The organism is Stenotrophomonas sp. SORGH_AS_0282, assembly GCF_030818125.1.
Classification (GTDB): domain Bacteria; phylum Pseudomonadota; class Gammaproteobacteria; order Xanthomonadales; family Xanthomonadaceae; genus Stenotrophomonas; species Stenotrophomonas rhizophila_A.
The window spans coordinates 2,524,988-2,542,296 of the sequence record NZ_JAUTAB010000001.1 but is presented as its reverse complement, the minus strand read 5'-3'; the positions used below and the strand labels follow the sequence as shown (position 1 = coordinate 2,542,296).

At 66.8% G+C, this 17,309-nt stretch carries 16 protein-coding genes and 4 tRNA genes; 13 read left to right on the top strand and 7 right to left on the bottom strand.

Annotated features, from left to right (window positions below):
• Positions 1 to 72 precede the first annotated feature (72 nt).
• The 11 genes from hfq to QE395_RS11225 all read left to right on the top strand — a co-directional run bounded on the left by hfq (position 73) and on the right by QE395_RS11225 (position 11,607).
• Entirely contained in the window at positions 73 to 357 is a 285-nt protein-coding gene (hfq, locus tag QE395_RS11275; protein WP_306989130.1) for an RNA chaperone Hfq, read from the top strand.
• Positions 358 to 380: 23 nt separating this feature from the next.
• A complete protein-coding gene (gene hflX / locus QE395_RS11270; RefSeq protein WP_093534114.1) occupies positions 381 to 1,691 on the top strand; it encodes a ribosome rescue GTPase HflX in 1,311 nt (436 codons plus the stop codon).
• A 4-nt stretch (positions 1,692 to 1,695) separates the two neighbouring features.
• Positions 1,696 to 2,190, top strand: coding sequence for a nicotinamide-nucleotide amidohydrolase family protein (locus QE395_RS11265; protein ID WP_093534116.1), 495 nt, complete (start codon positions 1,696 to 1,698; stop codon positions 2,188 to 2,190).
• A gap of 35 nt (positions 2,191 to 2,225) precedes the next feature.
• Complete coding sequence (gene ubiB / locus QE395_RS11260; RefSeq protein WP_093534118.1) at positions 2,226 to 3,899, top strand: 2-polyprenylphenol 6-hydroxylase; 1,674 nt, start codon at positions 2,226 to 2,228, stop codon at positions 3,897 to 3,899.
• Positions 3,900 to 4,161: 262 nt separating this feature from the next.
• Entirely contained in the window at positions 4,162 to 4,812 is a 651-nt protein-coding gene (gene lexA / locus QE395_RS11255) for a transcriptional repressor LexA (RefSeq protein ID WP_249834059.1), read from the top strand.
• A 202-nt stretch (positions 4,813 to 5,014) separates the two neighbouring features.
• Positions 5,015 to 6,058, top strand: a complete 1,044-nt coding sequence (gene recA, locus QE395_RS11250) for a recombinase RecA (protein WP_068850903.1) — start codon at positions 5,015 to 5,017, stop codon at positions 6,056 to 6,058.
• A 110-nt stretch (positions 6,059 to 6,168) separates the two neighbouring features.
• A complete protein-coding gene (recX, locus tag QE395_RS11245) occupies positions 6,169 to 6,660 on the top strand; it encodes a recombination regulator RecX (RefSeq protein ID WP_068850905.1) in 492 nt (163 codons plus the stop codon).
• Between the two features lie 143 nt (positions 6,661 to 6,803).
• The gene (alaS, locus tag QE395_RS11240; protein ID WP_306989122.1) at positions 6,804 to 9,797 is read left to right on the top strand and encodes an alanine--tRNA ligase; all 2,994 of its coding nucleotides are present in this window, start codon (positions 6,804 to 6,806) and stop codon (positions 9,795 to 9,797) included.
• Between the two features lie 141 nt (positions 9,798 to 9,938).
• Positions 9,939 to 10,142, top strand: coding sequence for a carbon storage regulator CsrA (csrA, locus tag QE395_RS11235; protein ID WP_068850911.1), 204 nt, complete (start codon positions 9,939 to 9,941; stop codon positions 10,140 to 10,142).
• A gap of 81 nt (positions 10,143 to 10,223) precedes the next feature.
• Positions 10,224 to 10,316 (top strand) — tRNA-Ser (locus QE395_RS11230).
• 136 nt (positions 10,317 to 10,452) lie between these two features.
• Positions 10,453 to 11,607, top strand: coding sequence for an aldo/keto reductase (locus QE395_RS11225; RefSeq protein ID WP_306989120.1), 1,155 nt, complete (start codon positions 10,453 to 10,455; stop codon positions 11,605 to 11,607).
• Between the two features lie 55 nt (positions 11,608 to 11,662).
• On the opposite strand, the gene QE395_RS11220 is transcribed toward QE395_RS11225, so the two are convergent.
• The gene (locus QE395_RS11220; RefSeq protein WP_068850916.1) at positions 11,663 to 12,364 is read right to left on the bottom strand and encodes a pirin family protein; all 702 of its coding nucleotides are present in this window, start codon (positions 12,362 to 12,364) and stop codon (positions 11,663 to 11,665) included.
• 141 nt (positions 12,365 to 12,505) lie between these two features.
• Between QE395_RS11220 and QE395_RS11215 the strand changes: the two genes are divergently transcribed.
• Together QE395_RS11215 and QE395_RS11210 are read left to right on the top strand one after the other, a co-directional pair.
• Positions 12,506 to 13,429: a LysR family transcriptional regulator gene (locus tag QE395_RS11215; protein WP_306989117.1), complete on the top strand. Its 924-nt coding sequence runs from the start codon at positions 12,506 to 12,508 to the stop codon at positions 13,427 to 13,429.
• Positions 13,430 to 13,540: 111 nt separating this feature from the next.
• Positions 13,541 to 14,689, top strand: coding sequence for an alpha/beta fold hydrolase (locus QE395_RS11210; protein WP_306989115.1), 1,149 nt, complete (start codon positions 13,541 to 13,543; stop codon positions 14,687 to 14,689).
• A gap of 53 nt (positions 14,690 to 14,742) precedes the next feature.
• On the opposite strand, the gene QE395_RS11205 is transcribed toward QE395_RS11210, so the two are convergent.
• The 6 genes from QE395_RS11205 to QE395_RS11180 form a co-directional block, all read right to left on the bottom strand.
• Positions 14,743 to 14,819: transfer RNA gene (locus tag QE395_RS11205), tRNA-Arg, on the bottom strand.
• Positions 14,820 to 14,851: 32 nt separating this feature from the next.
• Positions 14,852 to 14,928, bottom strand: a tRNA-Arg gene (locus tag QE395_RS11200).
• 56 nt (positions 14,929 to 14,984) lie between these two features.
• Positions 14,985 to 15,061 (bottom strand) — tRNA-Arg (locus tag QE395_RS11195).
• 61 nt (positions 15,062 to 15,122) lie between these two features.
• A complete protein-coding gene (locus QE395_RS11190; RefSeq protein ID WP_306989113.1) occupies positions 15,123 to 15,962 on the bottom strand; it encodes an alpha/beta fold hydrolase in 840 nt (279 codons plus the stop codon).
• Positions 15,959 to 16,768, bottom strand: coding sequence for a bifunctional hydroxymethylpyrimidine kinase/phosphomethylpyrimidine kinase (gene thiD, locus QE395_RS11185; protein WP_306989110.1), 810 nt, complete (start codon positions 16,766 to 16,768; stop codon positions 15,959 to 15,961). The genes QE395_RS11190 and thiD overlap by 4 nt, the downstream gene beginning before the upstream one ends.
• 55 nt (positions 16,769 to 16,823) lie before the next feature.
• Positions 16,824 to 17,303: a hypothetical protein gene (locus QE395_RS11180; RefSeq protein WP_306990479.1), complete on the bottom strand. Its 480-nt coding sequence runs from the start codon at positions 17,301 to 17,303 to the stop codon at positions 16,824 to 16,826.
• Positions 17,304 to 17,309 lie beyond the last annotated feature (6 nt).

Sequence of the window (17,309 nt, the reverse complement as noted above, 5' to 3'; positions counted from 1 at the left end):
CATCGGGGGTTCCGGTGGCGGGGGCCGTGGCAGTTGCCGGAAGACCATAAAAACAATAATGAGGAGTGTGCAATGTCCAAGGGGCAATCGCTGCAGGATCCGTTTCTGAATGCACTTCGGCGCGAACGCGTGCCGGTGTCGGTGTATCTGGTCAATGGCATCAAATTGCAGGGAACGATCGAATCGTTCGACCAGTTCGTTGTCCTGCTGCGCAATACGGTCAGCCAGATGGTGTACAAGCACGCCATTTCGACCGTGGTGCCGGCACGCAACGTCCGGGTGGGCCCCGGTGGTGGCTATGTGCAGTCCAATGAAGGTGTTGCCGACGGCGCCCAGGAAGAAGACGACGTTGAATGAAGTAAGCAACTGCGGAGACGCGCGTGTTTGACCGTTCCAAGCGAGGCGAACACGCGCTCCTGATCCAGCCGCATTCCGGCCGGCTGGAGGAAGATGTGCTGGAAGAATTCACCGATCTGGCCCGCTCTGCCGGGGCCAGCATCGCCGCCACCCTGACCGCGCGCATCGACCGGCCCAACCCGTCGATCCTGATCGGCTCGGGCAAGCTGGACGAGATCAAGGCGGCCGCCGAGGCCACCGGCGCCGACCTGGTGCTGGTCAACCATGCGCTCTCGCCCTCGCAGGAGCGCAACCTGGAGCGCTTCCTGGAGCGCCGGGTGATCGACCGCACCGGTCTGATCCTGGACATCTTCGCCCAGCGTGCGCACAGCCACGAAGGCAAGCTGCAGGTGGAACTGGCGCAGCTGCGCCATATGTCCACCCGGCTGGTCCGTGGCTGGACCCACCTGGAGCGCCAGCGCGGCGGTGCCATCGGCCTGCGCGGTCCGGGTGAAACCCAGCTCGAAACCGACCGCCGCCTGCTGCAGAAGCGGGTGGAACAGCTGCAGAAGCGGCTGGAAAAGGTCGAAGTGCAGCGTACCCAGATGCGCCGTGCCCGCGTGCGCAGCGAACTGCCACGCGTGGCGCTGGTGGGCTATACCAATGCCGGCAAATCGACGCTGTTCAATGCACTGACCGGTGCGGAGGCGTACGCCGCCGACAAGCTGTTCGCCACCCTGGACCCGACCGTGCGCCGCATCGCGGTGCCGGGAGGCAACGTGGTGCTGGCCGATACCGTGGGCTTCGTCCGCGACCTGCCGCACGAACTGGTGGCCGCGTTCCGCGCGACCCTGAGCGAAGCGCGCGAGGCCGACTTCCTGCTGCACGTGGTCGATGCGGCCGATCCGCACCGTGAGGAGCGCATCGCGCAGGTCGACGAAGTGCTCAACGAAGTGGGTGCGGGCGAACTGCCGCAGCTGCTGGTGTTCAACAAGATCGACCGCATCGAAGGCAGCGAAGTCCGCCACGATGCGCAGGACGGTATTCCCGATACCGCACGCCGCGAACGCGTCTGGATCTCGGCCCGCGATGGGCTGGGCCTGGACCTGCTGCAATCGGTGCTGGGCAAGCGCCTGGGCCTGCAGCACGTCAGTGGCGACCTGCGCCTGCCGCCGACCGCCGGTCGCCTGCGTTCGCGCCTGCACCAGCTGGAAGTGGTGCGCGGCGAACGCAGCGACGAGGACGGCTGGCTGCTGCAGGTCGAGATTCCGATCGCCGAAGCGGAGAAGCTGGCTGCCGCCGACGACGGTGCCCCGATCCGCGCACTGCTTCCGGAAAAACTGCCCGAATGGTGAGTCCGTGACTGTCCCCACCGATGCCGAACTCGGCGACCTGGCCCGTAACGTCGGCCAGCAGTTGCAAGCGGCTGCGCTGCAGCTGGTCACCGCCGAAAGCTGCAGCGGCGGCTGGATCGCCAAGGCGATGACCGACATCGCCGGCTCGTCGGCGTTCTTCGACTGCGGCATGGTGGTGTACAGCTACGAGGCCAAGCAGCGCCTGCTGGGCGTGCGCGCACAGACCCTGGAGCAGTTCGGCGCGGTCAGCCGCGAAACCGTGCTGGAAATGGTGTCCGGCGCGCTGGTCAATTCCGGTGCCGGCATGGCCGTGGCCGTGACCGGCATCGCCGGCCCCGGCGGCGGCAGCCCGGACAAGCCGGTGGGCAGCGTCTGGATCGGCTGGAAGCAGCGCGGTGGCTATGCCCGCGCGCAGCTGTTCCAGTTCGAGGGCGACCGCGAAGCCATCCGCCGGCAGACCGTGCAGCAGGCGCTGACGGGAATTTTCCCGGCGCTGTGACATCCTGAGCCCTGCTGTCGAACGAGGGTGCACCGATGTGGGAAACGCTGGGAACCGTCCGTGACCTGGGGCGTCTGCAGGAAATCGCCTCGGTCCTGATCCGCTATGGCTTCGGCGACCTGGTGCGCCGCATCGGCCTGGCCGACGTGCTGGAACGTGCCGGCCGCCTGCTGCACTGGAACGATACCCAGCAGATCCTGCGCATGACCGCCCCGGTGCGGGTGCGCCGGGCGATGGAAGAGCTCGGCCCTACCTTCGTCAAACTCGGCCAGGTGCTGGCCACCCGCGTGGATCTGTTCCCGCCGGACTGGATCGCCGAATTCTCCGAATTGCAGAACGCGGTGCCGGCGTTGCCGTATGCGCAGGTCCGCGAACAGCTGGAAGCCGACCTCGGCGCGCCGGCTACCGAGGTGTTCGCCTGGCTCGATGAAACCCCGTTGGCGGCGGCCTCGCTGGCCCAGGCGCACCGGGCCACGCTGCACGATGGCAGCGAGGTGGTGCTGAAGATCCGCCGCCCCGGCATCCGCGAGGTGATCGAAGCCGACCTGCGCCTGCTCGCGCGGCTGGCCGAAATCGTCGAAGCGCGGCTGCCGGACATGCGCCGCTACCGGCCGGCCGAAGTGGTCCAGCAGTTCCAGGTGTCGCTCCGGCGCGAGCTGGATTTCGCCGCCGAGTGCCGCAATGCCGAGCGCATCGCGCGCAACTTCGCCGGGCGCAACGACATCCTGATTCCCAAGGTGCACTGGCAGTGGACCTGCGAGAGCCTCAACGTGCAGGACTTCGTGGACGGCATCCCCGGCCGCGACCTCGCCGGCGTGGATGCGGCGGGGCTCGACCGGGTCCGGCTGGCCCGCACCGGCGGCCGCATCGTGCTCAAGATGGTGCTCGAGGACGGCTGCTTCCACGCCGACCCGCACCCGGGCAACATCATTTACCTGCGTGATGGCCGGATCGGCGTGATCGACTTCGGCATGGTCGGGGCGATCTCCGAGCAGCGCCGCTTCCAGGTCGCGCAGCTGCTGCACGGGCTGGTCAGCCAGGAGCCGGAGTCGGTCACCGACGTGCTGCTGGACTGGTCCGGTGGCGTGGACGTGGACGAATCGCGGCTGCAGCAGGACATCAGTACCTTCGTCGACCAGTACCGGGGCGTGCCGCTGAAGGACCTGCACATGGGCCTGATGCTGGGCAACATCACCCAGCTGCTGCGCCAGTACGCGCTGACCCTGCCGGCCGACCTGGCGCTGATGATCAAGACGTTCCTGACGCTGGAAGGCATGGGCCGCCAGCTCGATCCGCAGTTCGACATGGCCACCGCCGCGCGCCCGTTCCTGGAGCGGGTGATGTGGCAACGGTTCGCGCCGTCGGCCCTGCTCAAGCGCGGCAAGCGCAGCATTGCCGGGCTGCTGGACCTGGCCGGTGACCTGCCGCGCGATGTGCGCCAGCTGGTGCAGATGGCGCGGCGGGGGCGTTTGCAGTTGAAGGTGGAGACGACTGCGCTGCAGGGCTTCGGCGAGCAGGTCAACCGGGCGGCGAACCGGCTGGTGGTGGGGATTGTCACCGCTGCGTTGATCATTGGGTCGTCGATCGTGATGCACAGCGTGGGTGGGCTGTCGAGCCGCTGGCTGCTGGCGCTGGGCGTGGCCGGGTTCGTGGGGGCGGGGTTCTGCGGGGTGTGGATACTGGTGTCGATCTGGCGGTCGGGGCGGTAGAGCCGACCGTTGGTCGGCTGCTCTTCGGACGGCGTCATGACACCTGACCGGCGGCTTCGGCACCGCTAAACGTTGGACGGATGGCCGGAAGAGGGGCGGGTGCGGCTTCGGACACCCGGCCGCGCTGCGCGCGGTTGCCGACTGACAGTCGGCACTACGAATTGCTACGGGCCTTCGTTGGGATCTGGATACGGTGGGTTCTGCTTCGCTTTTTCGTCCGGAGCCTTGAAACTTTCAGGTGTTAGTAGTATTACTACTAACCATGGACCTTACCGATACCCAGCAGGCGATCCTGCAGTTGATCGCCGAGCGCATCGAGACCGACGGCGCGCCGCCGTCGCAGACGGAAATCGCCCGTGCGTTCGGCTTCAAGGGCGTGCGGGCCGCGCAGTACCACCTGGAAGCGCTGGAACAGGCCGGGGCGATCCGTCGCATTCCCGGCCAGGCCCGCGGCATCCGGCTGGTGCAGGTGCCGCCGCTGCAGGACGGGCTGCCCGCCTCGCTGCCGGCCGCTGCGCTGCCCGACCACGTGCTGCGCCTGCCGGTGCTGGGGCGGGTCGCGGCCGGCCTGCCGATCGGGGCGGACATCGGCTCGGATGATTTCGTGGTGCTGGACCGGGTGTTCTTCTCGCCCGCGCCGGACTACCTGCTCAAGGTCCAGGGCGACTCGATGATCGACGAAGGCATCTTTGACGGCGACCTCATCGGCGTGCACCGTACCCGCGACGCCCGCTCGGGCCAGATCGTGGTGGCGCGCATCGATGACGAGATCACCGTCAAGCTGCTGAAGATGGGCAAGGACCGGATCCGGCTGCTGCCGCGCAACCCCGATTACAAGCCGATCGAAGTGCTGCCCGACCAGGACTTCGCCATTGAAGGCCTCTATTGCGGGCTGCTGCGCCCGAACCGCTGATCCCTTCAACGCACGACATGCACGGTCTTTTGTGGCGATTCTCTGGTTTGGCTGAGGTTGGTACGGATGTCCGATAATTTTTTTCCGAACGCCGGGCAGAATCTCAGCCTGTGCGATGCGCCAACCTTAAAGTGACCCCGTGGCCAAGAAGACCTCCAAAGACAACACCTCCAACGACATGACCTCTGCAAGGACCAATCCGATGGACGAGAACAAAAAGCGTGCCCTGACCGCCGCCCTGAGCCAGATCGAAAAGCAGTTCGGCAAGGGCTCCGTCATGCGCATGGGCGACCGTGTCATCGAGGCCGTCGAGGTCATCCCGACCGGTTCGCTGATGCTGGACATCGCGCTCGGCATCGGCGGCCTGCCGAAGGGGCGTGTGGTGGAGATCTACGGTCCGGAATCCTCGGGCAAGACCACCCTGACCCTGCAGGCCATTGCCGAATGCCAGAAGAAGGGCGGCACCGCCGCCTTCATCGACGCCGAGCACGCGCTGGATCCGATCTATGCCGCCAAGCTGGGCGTGAACGTGGACGACCTGCTGCTGTCCCAGCCGGATACCGGTGAGCAGGCGCTGGAAATCGCCGATATGCTGGTCCGTTCCGGCTCGGTGGACATCGTGGTGGTCGACTCGGTCGCCGCGCTGACCCCGAAGGCCGAAATCGAAGGCGAAATGGGCGACCAGCTGCCGGGCCTGCAGGCCCGCCTGATGAGCCAGGCGCTGCGCAAGCTGACCGGCAACATCAAGCGCTCCAACACGCTGGTGGTCTTCATCAACCAGCTGCGCATGAAGATCGGCGTGATGATGCCGGGCCAGAGCCCGGAAGTGACCACCGGCGGCAACGCATTGAAGTTCTACGCCTCGGTGCGCCTGGACATCCGCCGCATCGGCGCGATCAAGAAGGGCGACGAGATCATCGGCAACCAGACCAAGATCAAGGTCGTCAAGAACAAGCTGGCGCCGCCGTTCAAGCAGGTCATCACCGAAATCCTGTACGGCGAAGGCATCAGCCGCGAAGGCGAGTTGATCGACATGGGCGTGGAAGCCAAGCTGGTGGAGAAGGCCGGTGCCTGGTACAGCTACGGCGAAGAGCGCATCGGCCAGGGCAAGGACAACGCCCGCGGTTACCTGCGTGACAACCCGCAGGTGGCCCAGCGCCTGGAAGCCGAGCTGCGCGAGAAGTTCCAGCCGGCCGAGGCTGCCCGCGAGAGCGGTGACAGCGACGGTGACGACGACGCCGAGTAAGTTTCCTGCGGGGCAGGGCAGCGCCGTCAGTGACGCTCGCCCTGTCCCGGGGGTTCAACCTTCCCCCGACGGGGGGAGCGCCACGGACGGCGCATTTCATCGAGGTGCCCATGCACGACCCAGACGCCCCGGCACCCGGCCGCAAGCGCCGCGTCCGTGAACAGACCCCGGTCCAACGCGCGCTTGGCCTGCTGGTACGGCGTGAGCATTCGCGCAAGGAATTGACCCGCAAGCTCACTGCCCGCGGCATCGAAAGTGACGCCGCCACTGCCGCCGTGGACAAGCTCACCGAGGCCGGCTGGCAGGATGACACCCGCTTTGCCGAGAACCTGGTCCGCATCCGTGCGAACACCGGCTATGGCCCCCTCCACATCCGCGCCGAACTGGGCACCCATGGGCTGGACAGCGAGCAGGTCGCCGCCGCCATGGACACCTTCGAAGGCGACTGGACAGAGAACGCCCGGGACCTGGTCTGCCGCCGCTTTGGCGAGGCGGGCCCCCAGGAGCTGCCCCAGCGCCGCAAAGCCGCTGATCTGCTGGCCCGCCGCGGGTTCGATGGCGACACCATCCGTCGTGCCACCCGCTACGACCCGGATGACTGAAGGGCGCACAGCGCGCCCGTCACCCGGACGTGTCCCGGGGGCCCGGGCCTGATACCCTTTGTGGTTTCGGCGGTCCTGCTCTCGACACCCGGCCATTGGGGCTGTGTGCGAAGGACCGGCCGGCCCGCATGAAGCCAGCCCCCATGAACGCACCCGTCAAATTCACTACCTCCCAGATCCGCAGCGATTTCCTTGAGTTCTTCAAGGGCAAGGGCCACACCATCGTGCCGTCGGCACCGCTGGTGCCGGGCAATGATCCGACCTTGTTGTTCACCAACTCCGGCATGGTGCAGTTCAAGGACGTGTTCCTTGGCGCCGAGAAGCGCAGCTATGTGCGCGCGGCGGACGTGCAGCGCTGCCTGCGGGCCGGCGGCAAGCACAACGACCTGGACCAGGTCGGCTACACCGCGCGCCACCACACCTTCTTCGAAATGCTGGGCAACTGGTCGTTCGGCGACTACTTCAAGAAGGACGCCATTGCCTGGGCCTGGGAGCTGCTGACCCAGGTCTGGAAGCTGCCGGCCGACCGCCTGCTGGTCACCGTCTACCAGACCGATGACGAGGCCTACGCGCTGTGGCGCGACATGGTCGGCATTCCGGAAGAACGCATCGTGCGCATCGGCGACAACAAGGGCGCGCCGTTTGCCTCGGACAACTTCTGGCAGATGGCCGATACCGGTCCGTGCGGCCCGTGCACCGAAATCTTCTACGACCATGGCGACCATATCGCCGGTGGCCCGCCGGGTTCGCCGGATGAAGACGGCGACCGCTACATCGAAATCTGGAACCTGGTGTTCATGCAGTTCGATCGCCAGCCGGACGGCACCCTGGTGCCGCTGCCGGCGCCGTGCGTGGACACCGGCATGGGCCTGGAACGCCTGGCCGCGATCCTGCAGCACGTGCACACCAACTATGAGATCGACCTGTTCCAGGCGCTGATCCGCAAGGCCAGCGAACTGACCGGCATGGCCGACCTGGAGAACAAGTCGCTGCGCGTGATCGCCGATCACATCCGTGCCTGTTCGTTCCTGATCGTCGACGGCGTGCTGCCGTCCAACGAAGGCCGCGGCTACGTGCTGCGCCGGATCATCCGCCGCGCCCTGCGCCATGGCTGGATGCTGGGCGTGCGCCAGCCGTTCTTCAGCAAGCTGGTGCCGACCCTGGTCGAGCAGATGGGCGAGGCCTACGCGGAACTGCCGGCACAGGCCGACACCGTGGTGCGTGCGCTGCAGGCCGAGGAAGAGCGCTTCGCTGAGACCCTCGATGGCGGCATGAAGCGTTTGGAAGTGGCTATGAGGATTGAGAATCGAGTTTTTGAGCGCCTCCAGAGTAGTGGCAGCAAGAGCTTTGTTGGCCCAATTGAGATGCCTGCTCTTGAACCTATGGGCGTAGACGGGTCTCGTTGGGACTTGGTTTACAAGGACCAATCGAATGTCTCTCACTTCGTTGAGATGAAAAGGACGTCATCGAAAGTACGGCCTGCAGATGTGCAGCAGATGATCCTGGCCATCGAGAAAAGGGAGTTGGCGAAGACAAGCGAGGTCCGAGAGCTCTGGCTGGTTACTCAAGACAACGATGTAAATCTAGTCGAAACAGCTGCCCTGTCTTCATTGGATAGCCACAAAGTTCAAGTGCGCGTTTTCGCGGACAACGAGTTCCCCGTTGGCGGTGGATCGGCGTTCGTACTGTATGACACGTATGGTTTTCCTCTAGATCTCACTCAAGACATCGCTCGAGAACGAGGTCTCGCGGTCGACATTGAGGGTTTTGACGCCGCTATGGAGACCCAGCGCGAAACTGCTCGCGCTGCCGGTAAGTTCAGCGGCGGCGTGACTCTGTCGGCCGAGCTGGTCGCCACCCTTACGCCGACCGCTTTCCTCGGCTATGACAGTCTGCAGGCCGATGGCCTCACAGTGGTGGCCCTGCTCAAGGACGGGCGCCCGGTCGACAGCGCGCAGGCCGGCGACGAGGTCATTGTGCTCACCGACAGGACCCCGTTCTATGCCGAGTCCGGCGGCCAGGTCGGTGACACCGGCCTGCTGGCCGGCAACGGTGTGCAGGTCAAGGTCAACGATACCCAGAAGTTCGCGGGCCAGTTCCACGGCCACGTCGGCACCGTCACCCAGGGCAGCCTGAAGGTGGGCGATGTGCTGGGCGGCGTTGTGGACGACCAGCGCCGCGGCGCCACCATCCTCAACCACTCGGCCACCCACCTGCTGCACGCCGCACTGCGTGAAGTGCTGGGCACCCACGTGCAGCAGAAGGGCTCGCTGGTGGCACCGGACCGCCTGCGCTTCGACTTCTCGCACTTCCAGCCGATCAGTGCCGCGGACCTTGCCGTGATCGAGCGCAAGGTCAACGAGCAGGTACGCGCCAACAATGCGGCCGAAGTGCACAACATGGGCATGCAGGAAGCGCTGGATTTCGGCGCGATGGCACTGTTCGGCGAGAAGTACGGCGAAAACGTGCGCGTGCTGAAGATGGGCGATTACTCCACTGAACTGTGTGGTGGCACGCACGTAACGCGCACCGGCGACATCGGCCTGTTCAAGATCACCTCCGAAGGCGGCGTGTCTTCGGGCGTGCGCCGTATCGAAGCGGTTACCGGGCAGGGCGCGCTGGACTACGTGGCCCACGAAGAAGCCCAACTGGCCGAAGCGGCCGCGCTGCTCGGCGGCAATGCGGGCGAAGTGGTCGACAAGATCCGCCAGCTTGGCGAGCGCCAGAAGAAGCTGGAACGCGAACTGGAGGCCATGAAGGCCAAGCAGGCGGCGGGCGCGACCGCCGACCTGGGCGCTGGCGCAGTTGAGGTCAAAGGCGTCAAGGTTCTGGCCGCGCGTCTGGAAGGTTTCGATGCCAAGGCACTGCGCGAAGCGATCGACCGCCTCAAGCAGCAGCTGGGCGATGCGGTGATCGTGCTGGCCGGCACCCAGGACGGCAAGGCGGCCCTGGTCGCCGGCGTGAACGGCAGTGCAACGGGCAAGGTAAAGGCCGGGGAACTGTTGTCCCACATCGCCAGTCAGATCGGGGGCAAGGGCGGCGGCCGCCCGGACCTCGCCCAGGGTGGTGGCGAGGACGGGCCCGCCCTTGCTTCTGCACTGGCTGCCGTCGTCGACTGGGTCACCCCTCGTATCTGAACGCCTGAATCCTCCTGCTCCTTGATGGCGCAGGAGGGCTGACGGTACTATGGCTAATCTTTTCCCTTTGTCGTGTGGCGTTCCTTGGCTGGGCGCCGAGCCGGTCGGGAAAATCCACCGGTTCCCTGGAGACTTGCAAAAATGTTGATCCTGACTCGCCGTGTTGGCGAAACCCTGATGATCGGTAACGACGTCAGCGTCACCGTGCTCGGCGTCAAGGGCAATCAGGTGCGTATTGGCATCACCGCCCCGAAGGACGTGGCCGTGCACCGCGAAGAGATTTACCAGCGCATCCAGCGAGGCGACGAGCCGAATGCATCGGGAAGTGAAAATTCTTCCGATTAAGGCTTTACCTCGGGGTGTGAAAAACGTTATTCTTCGCGCCCCCGCTGAGAAGAAACATCGAAGCGGCGGAACCAGAATACTGGAGCGGTGCCCGAGTGGCTGAAGGGGCTCCCCTGCTAAGGGAGTATACGGCCAAAAACTGTATCGAGGGTTCGAATCCCTCCCGCTCCGCCAGTTATGGAAAAGGCCTTCGTACGCAAGTACGAAGGCCTTTTTCTTTGTGCGCTGTTGCCGCAGCGTTGACGTGTTGCCCGCACGCCGTGCACTGGCATTCTGCGAGGGTGGTTGCTCCCCCGCACCCGGAGTCGCCGTGAACGCACGTCGCCACTTCCTTTCCGCCGCCGCTGCCGGTACCGCCGCATTGGCCAGTTCACCGTTGCTGGCGCAGTCCGGCGCCGCCGCGCCCGGCAGCGTGCTGCCAACACGTGGCCGCAGCGCCGCGCAGCCGCTGGCCACCCACGCCGCCGGCAAGGGCGGGCGCTTTCGGCCGCGCACGCGCCTCGGGCTGGGCGGGGTGGCCATCGGCAACGGCTTTGCCCCGGCCACCGATGCGCAAAGCGAACAGACCCTCGCCGCAGCCTATGCCGCAGGTGTGCGTTACTTCGACACGTCGCCCTGGTATGGCCTGGGCCTGAGCGAACGGCGGATGGGGCATCGCCTGCACAACCACCCGGTGGGTGAGTACACGCTGTCGACCAAGGTCGGCCGACTGCTGACCGCCACCGCTGGCGAGCTGCAGGACACCATGTGGAAAGACCCGTCGCCGTTCCACTACCGCTATGACTATTCCGCCGACGGCGTTCGTCGTTCGGTGGAAGACAGCCTCAACCGGCTGGGAGTCGCGCAGCTGGATGTGGTCTTCATCCACGACCTGTCGCCGGATAACGAGAAGGACCTTGGCATGCCGTGGGAGCAGCGCTTCGCCGAGGCGGCCAAGGGCGCGATGCCCGCGCTGACCCGGATGCGCGAGGAAGGCCTGATCAAGGGATGGGGATTTGGCGTGAACCGCCCGGAGCCGGCGCTGCGCGCGATCCAGGAAGCCGATCCGGATATCTTCCTGCTCGCCTGCCAGTACTCGCTGCTCGACCACGATCAGGCGTTGCACGACACCTTCCCGGCCATCGCCCGGCACGGTGCGTCGGTGGTGGTGGGTGCGCCGCTGCTCGCCGGCTACCTGGCCGGCCGCGATCGGTACCTCTACGACGGCAAGGTGCCCGAGTGGGCGCCGAAGAAGCGTGCGGCCGTGCAGGCCATCTGCGACCGCCACGGCGTCGACCTCCGCACCGTGGCGTTGCAGTTCGCGGATGCGCCAGAGGTCGTGTCCGCGGTGATTCCGGGTGCACGCACGCCCGAACAGGTGCAGGCCAACGTGGCGTCCATGTCGGTGGCGATCCCGTCCGCGCTCTGGGCGGAGTTGAAGCAGGCGAAGCTGATTGCCGACGACGCCCCGGTGCCCGGGTCCTGAGCCCAGACATGACAACGCCCCGATCAGCTCGGGGCGTTGGTGAGGGCCGCTGCGGTTACAGCGGCAGGTCGAACACCAGCACTTCGGCGTCGCTGGCGTTTTCCAGGGTCACCTGCGCTTCGTCGGTGATCTGCAGCGCGTCGCCGGTGTCCAGGGTGATGCCGTTGACCTGCAGCTGGCCGCGCGCAACCTGCACATAGGCGCCGCGGCGCGGGGCCAGGGCCAGGTGGGCGCGGTCGTCGCCGTCCAGGATCGTCGCGTAGATGTTGGCGTCCTGGTGGATCAGCAGCGAGCCGTCACGGCCATCCTTCGAGGCGATCAGGCGCAGCTGGCCGCGCTTGGCGTCCGGGGCGAAATGCGTTTCCTGGTAGCTCGGGGCGATGTTTTCGGTATCCGGGAACAGCCAGATCTGCAGGAAATGCACGGTCTCGTCGGCCGAATGATTGAACTCGCTGTGGCTGACCCCGCTGCCGGCGCTCATGCGCTGCACGTCGCCGTAGCGCAGCACCGAGCCGGTGCCCATCGAGTCCTTGTGCTCCAGCGCGCCGCCCAGCACGTAGGAGATGATCTCCATGTTGCTGTGGCTGTGGGTGCCGAAGCCCTGGCCGCCGATCACCTTGTCTTCGTTGATCACGCGCAGCGGGCCGAAGCTGGTGTAGCGCGCGTCGTAGTAACCGGCGAAGGAGAAGGTGTGCTGGGAGTTCAGCCAGCCATGGTTGGCCTGGCCACGGGTGGCGCTCTTGCGGATCTGCAGCATGGTGGTTCTCCTCGGGTGTTCGATGGTTTCGATGGCGGTCCGGGGCGGTAGTGGCTGCCCCTTTCCTGTTGGCGCCAGTATCCGCTTGCGCCTGCCGCTTGAAAAACGGATAGTTTTGCAAGCCATCATCGAAAAATTCGAATGCTCAAGCTCAGCCTCGACGCCCTGCAGATCCTGGATGCCATCGACCGCCGTGGCTCGTTCGCCTCGGCCGGCAAGGAGCTGCACAAGGTGCCTTCGACGATCTCCTACACGGTGTCCAAGCTGGAACAGGACCTGGGCGTGCAGCTGTTTGACCGGATCGGCCCGCGCGCGCACCTCACCGAGGCCGGGGTGGCGCTGCTGGACGAGGGCCGGCACCTGCTGCGTGCGGCGCGCGAGCTGGAAATGCGAGTGCGCCGGGTGGCTTCCGGGTGGGAGGCCGAGCTGACCGTGGCGGTGGATTCGCTGTTCCAGCCGGCGCTGCTGGCCGAGGATGTGCGGGCCTTCAGTACGGTCGCCGAGCAGACCCGGATCCGCCTGATCAGCGAAGCCTTGTCGGGTACATGGGAGGCGCTGCTGGACCGGCGTGCGGATCTACTGGTCGGCGCAGCCGGGGAGGGCCCCAGTGGCGGTGGCTACGTGGTGGAGCCGCTGGGCGTGGTGCGGTTCGTGTTCGCGGTGGCGCCGGGACACCCGCTGGCGGCGCTGCCGGAACCACTCGGGCGGGAACAGCTGGCCGCGCACTGCGCCATTGCCGTGGCCGATTCCGCGCGCCGGCTGCTGCCGCGCACGGTCGGGCTGCTGATGGGGCAGGAGACGGTGACCGTGCCCGATACGGTCAGCAAGTTCCGCCTGCAGTGCGCGGGGCTGGGCTTCGGCTTCCTGCCCGAACCCTATGTGCAGGCAGCGGTGGCGCAGGGGCGGCTGGTGGTGCGGCAGGTGGAGGAGCCCAAGCCGGACGAGACCTTCTGGCTGGCCTGGCGCACCGGCGAGGAGGGGGCGGCGCTGCGCTGGTGGCGCGAGCGGATGCGCCAGCCGGGGTTGATGGAGGGGTGGTGGAAGCAGATGTCGGCATGGCTGTGACCGCCGATGGCTGAACCCCGGCTGGGGTGTCACGGTTTGGTCATCTGGTTGCGGTAGAGCGCCCAGCGCGCCGTCGCTACGCTGCGCGGCTCAATGTGAACTCCTGTGCCCATGAAACGCCTGCTGCTGCTCGCGCTGGCCGGGGCCGGCCTGTGGCTGGCCGCGTGCTCTTCGCTCACCTCATCCGCTGCCTCCACCTCGCTCAGCGACCGGCTGGTCGCGCCCGGCGGCGTTTCCACGCTGCTCGATACCGCGCGCATCGCCGAAGCGGTGGAGGCGGTCCCCAACCGCCATGGGTTCGTGACCGGCCGCGCCGGCGTGCCGCTGTTCTGGCGCGCCTTCGATCCGGGCCGCTACGGGCTGCGCTATCACTACCTGGCGCAGCAGCATGACAACGGCGAGCCCCTGAACACCGGGCTGCAGCTGGCCCTGCCGCAGCCGTTCCAGCCGCAGGCGCCGCGTGGCACCGTGGTGCTGCTGCACGGCTGGATGATGAACGGCGATTCGATGCTGCCGTGGTCGCTGCAGTTGGCCGAATCCGGCTACCGCGTGGTGACCATCGACCTGCGCAACCATGGCCATTCCGGTGCCGGGCCGTCGGGCTACGGCACGTTCGAATCCGATGACGTGATCGATGTGATCGACGCGCTGCAGCGCCGCGGGGAAGTGGTCGGGCCGCTGTACCTGTTCGGCGTGTCCTATGGTGCGGCCACCGCGCTGTTCACCGCCGACAAGCTGGGCGATCGGGTCACCGGCGTCGTGGCGATGGAGTCGTTCGCCAATGCCGGCGATGCGATCCGCAGCATGATTCCGCACCTGATGTCGCTGCAGCCCACGGCGTGGAAAGCGCAGGCGATGGCGGCGTATGGTCGCTGGCGCTACGGCGGACAGGACATCAATGCGGTGATCGCCGCTGCCAGCCAGCGCCTGGACCTGGATCTGGACACGGTGGACGTGGCCCGTGCGCTGGCCGATACGCGCGCCTGCGTGCTGCTGCTGCACGGCCAGGATGACGCACACGTGCGGGTGGACCAGGGGCGTGCGCTGGCCGCCGCCAGCCCGCGTGTGCATTACATCGAGATGCGTGGCGAAGACCACATCACCCTGCCACTGCGGCTGGACCTGCTCGGCGGCGTGGTCGATGACTGGCTGGCGCATGACGAGCATGCCGGTGGCCGCTGCCCGGCGCCGGAGATACCGCGCGAAGCGGACCGGATGGCCATGTCGGCGGTACGTGCCGGCGACCCGATCCGGTCATGAACGCGCACACGAAAAAGGCAGCCCGTGGCTGCCTTTTTTCGTCATCGATGCAATGGTGCGCCCGGAGAGATTCGAACTCCCGACCGCCTGGTTCGTAGCCAGGTACTCTATCCAACTGAGCTACGGGCGCGCTTGCATTGTCTGGTTGTTGCCGCGATGTAATGGTGCGCCCGGAGAGATTCGAACTCCCGACCGCCTGGTTCGTAGCCAGGTACTCTATCCAACTGAGCTACGGGCGCATTTACATCACGTTGTGGTGTTGCTGCCGGCAGAGGCGAAACTGCCAGCCTGTTGATGGTGCGCCCGGAGAGATTCGAACTCCCGACCGCCTGGTTCGTAGCCAGGTACTCTATCCAACTGAGCTACGGGCGCGTCAACAGGAGCGGAATTATGCGGATCGACGCCGCATCCGTCAACGCTTTTGTGAAGGACTTCATTCAAATGAATGAAAAAGTGCCTTCACCACGGCCTCCGGCGACTTCATCCATGCGAAGTGATCTGCCCGGGTTCCCAGTGCGCCGGCGGGCAGGACCGACAACGTGGAAACGACCTGGGGCAGCTTCGCCAGCAGCCCCTGCATCGAGCCCGGCGGAGCGAACCAGTCGTCGGCCATCACCACCGCGCTGGCCTGGCCGCGCAGCCGCCGCATGTCGCCCTCCAGGTCCGCGTGGATGCCGGTGCCGGCGTAGTGGTTGTTCAGGCCCACGCGTGCCCAGTCGCGGATCAGGCCGCGCGCCTCGGTGCCCCCGAAGCCGAGCCGGCGCCCGTGCAGGACGTCTTGGCGCTGCGCCAGCCACGGCAGGAACCGGTACACCAGCGGCAGGGCCCAGCGGCGCGGGGCGGGGAACGTTCGCCAGAACGGGGTGCCGGTGGCCACCAGCCAGAACCGGGCGAACAGGTCCGGGTGCTGCCCGGCGAACACGCAGGCCAGCTGCCCGCCCAGGCTGTGCCCGCCGATGATCAGCGGCACGTTGCCGTGCAGGCGCACCGCCGCCAGGCTGGCTGGCAGGTCCTGCTCGAGGATGTCCCGATAGCCCCAATCCTGCGTGCGCGACGGGCGCAGGCTGCTGCTGCCGTTGCCGCGCCACTCGTGCAGGAACACGCTGATGCCGCATGCCGCCAGTGCATCGGCGAACGCCTGGTAATTGCGCGCCGACACGCCCAGCGCCGGCAGCCACAGCAGCTGCGCGCGCGGCTGCGCGGGCACGCGCCCGATCAGTTCGAAGCGATGGCCATCGTCGCTCTGGACCGGTACCGCCAGCGCGCGCGTCATGCCGGGCGCGCCGCGCCGAAGTGATCCAGCACCAGCACTTCGCTGCGGCCGGGCGTGTAGCCGCCCTGCAGGCCACGCGCGACGTAGTCGATGGCGGCTTCGCAGGCGTTGGGCAGCGACAACCCGCAGCACAGCTGCGCGGCGATCGCCGAGGCCAGCGTGCAGCCGGTGCCGTGCGCGTCTACTGGCAGGCGGGCGTGGCTGAACTCCTCGCGGGTGACACCATCGAAGTAGCGATCGATCACGCGCGCGCCTTCGGCCATATGGCCTCCCTTGAGCAATACCGCACCGGCGCCGAGGTCGAGCAGTGCGATGGCGGCATCCTCCGCGTCATCGGCGCTGACGATGCGACGGCCGAGCAGCAGTTCGGCTTCCGGGGTGTTCGGGGTAAGCAGCGTGGCCAGCGGCAGCAGCCGCGTGCGCAGCGCGTCCAGGGCGCTGTCTTCGAGCAGGCGCGCACCACTGGTGGCCACCATCACCGGATCCAGCACCACGTGGGTGGGGCGATGCTTTTCCAGCGCGTCGGCGACCAGACAGATCACCTCGGCGTTGGCCAGCATGCCCAGCTTGACCGCATGGATGTCGAAATCGGTAAAGCAGGCGTCGATCTGCGCCTGCAGGAAATCCAGGGGCGGCACGTGGACGGCGGTCACGCCGCGGGTGTTCTGCGCGGTGAGCGCGGCAATCGCCGACAACCCGTGCACGCGGTGCGCGGCGAAGGCTTTCAGGTCGGCCTGGATGCCGGCACCACCGCCGGAATCGGAACCGGCGATGGTGAGGACGGACACGGGGGTGGAAGGGCTCATTCCGCGATTGTGCCATGCCGCCCCGGACGTAGCGGCAGCCACGCAGGGCGTGGCGCTACCCGCCGAAGCCGCCGTTGAACTGCAGCTCGGAGAACTCGCCACTGGTCGGATCGAACAGCGCGCCCCAGAACTGGTTGCCACCATCGCACACGCGGATCGCTTCGCGCGCGGGGTCCATGTCGCCGTGGTCGGGCAGGTGGAAGGCGTTGAGGTAGATCAGCTTGCGCCCTTCCACTTCGATGCCGACATACTGGCGGTCGAAATCGGTGACGTTGGGTACCTGCGGTGCCAGGCTGGGCAATGCCGCCTCGAGCTGTTCAATCTGCTGGCGGCTGGGTGCCCAGTAGCCGGTGACCCGCCCCGGCGTCTGGCCGGGGCTGGGACGCGAGCAGGTATCCAGGACCTGGGCAACCACCAGCGGGCGGGTGACCACCCACGACTGGCCGGTCTTGACCGCCGTCGGCACGGTGGCGCCGGGGCGGGTGTTGGCAGGCGTGCAGGCAGCCGCCACGGCGGCCAGCGCCAGTGGCACCAACGCACG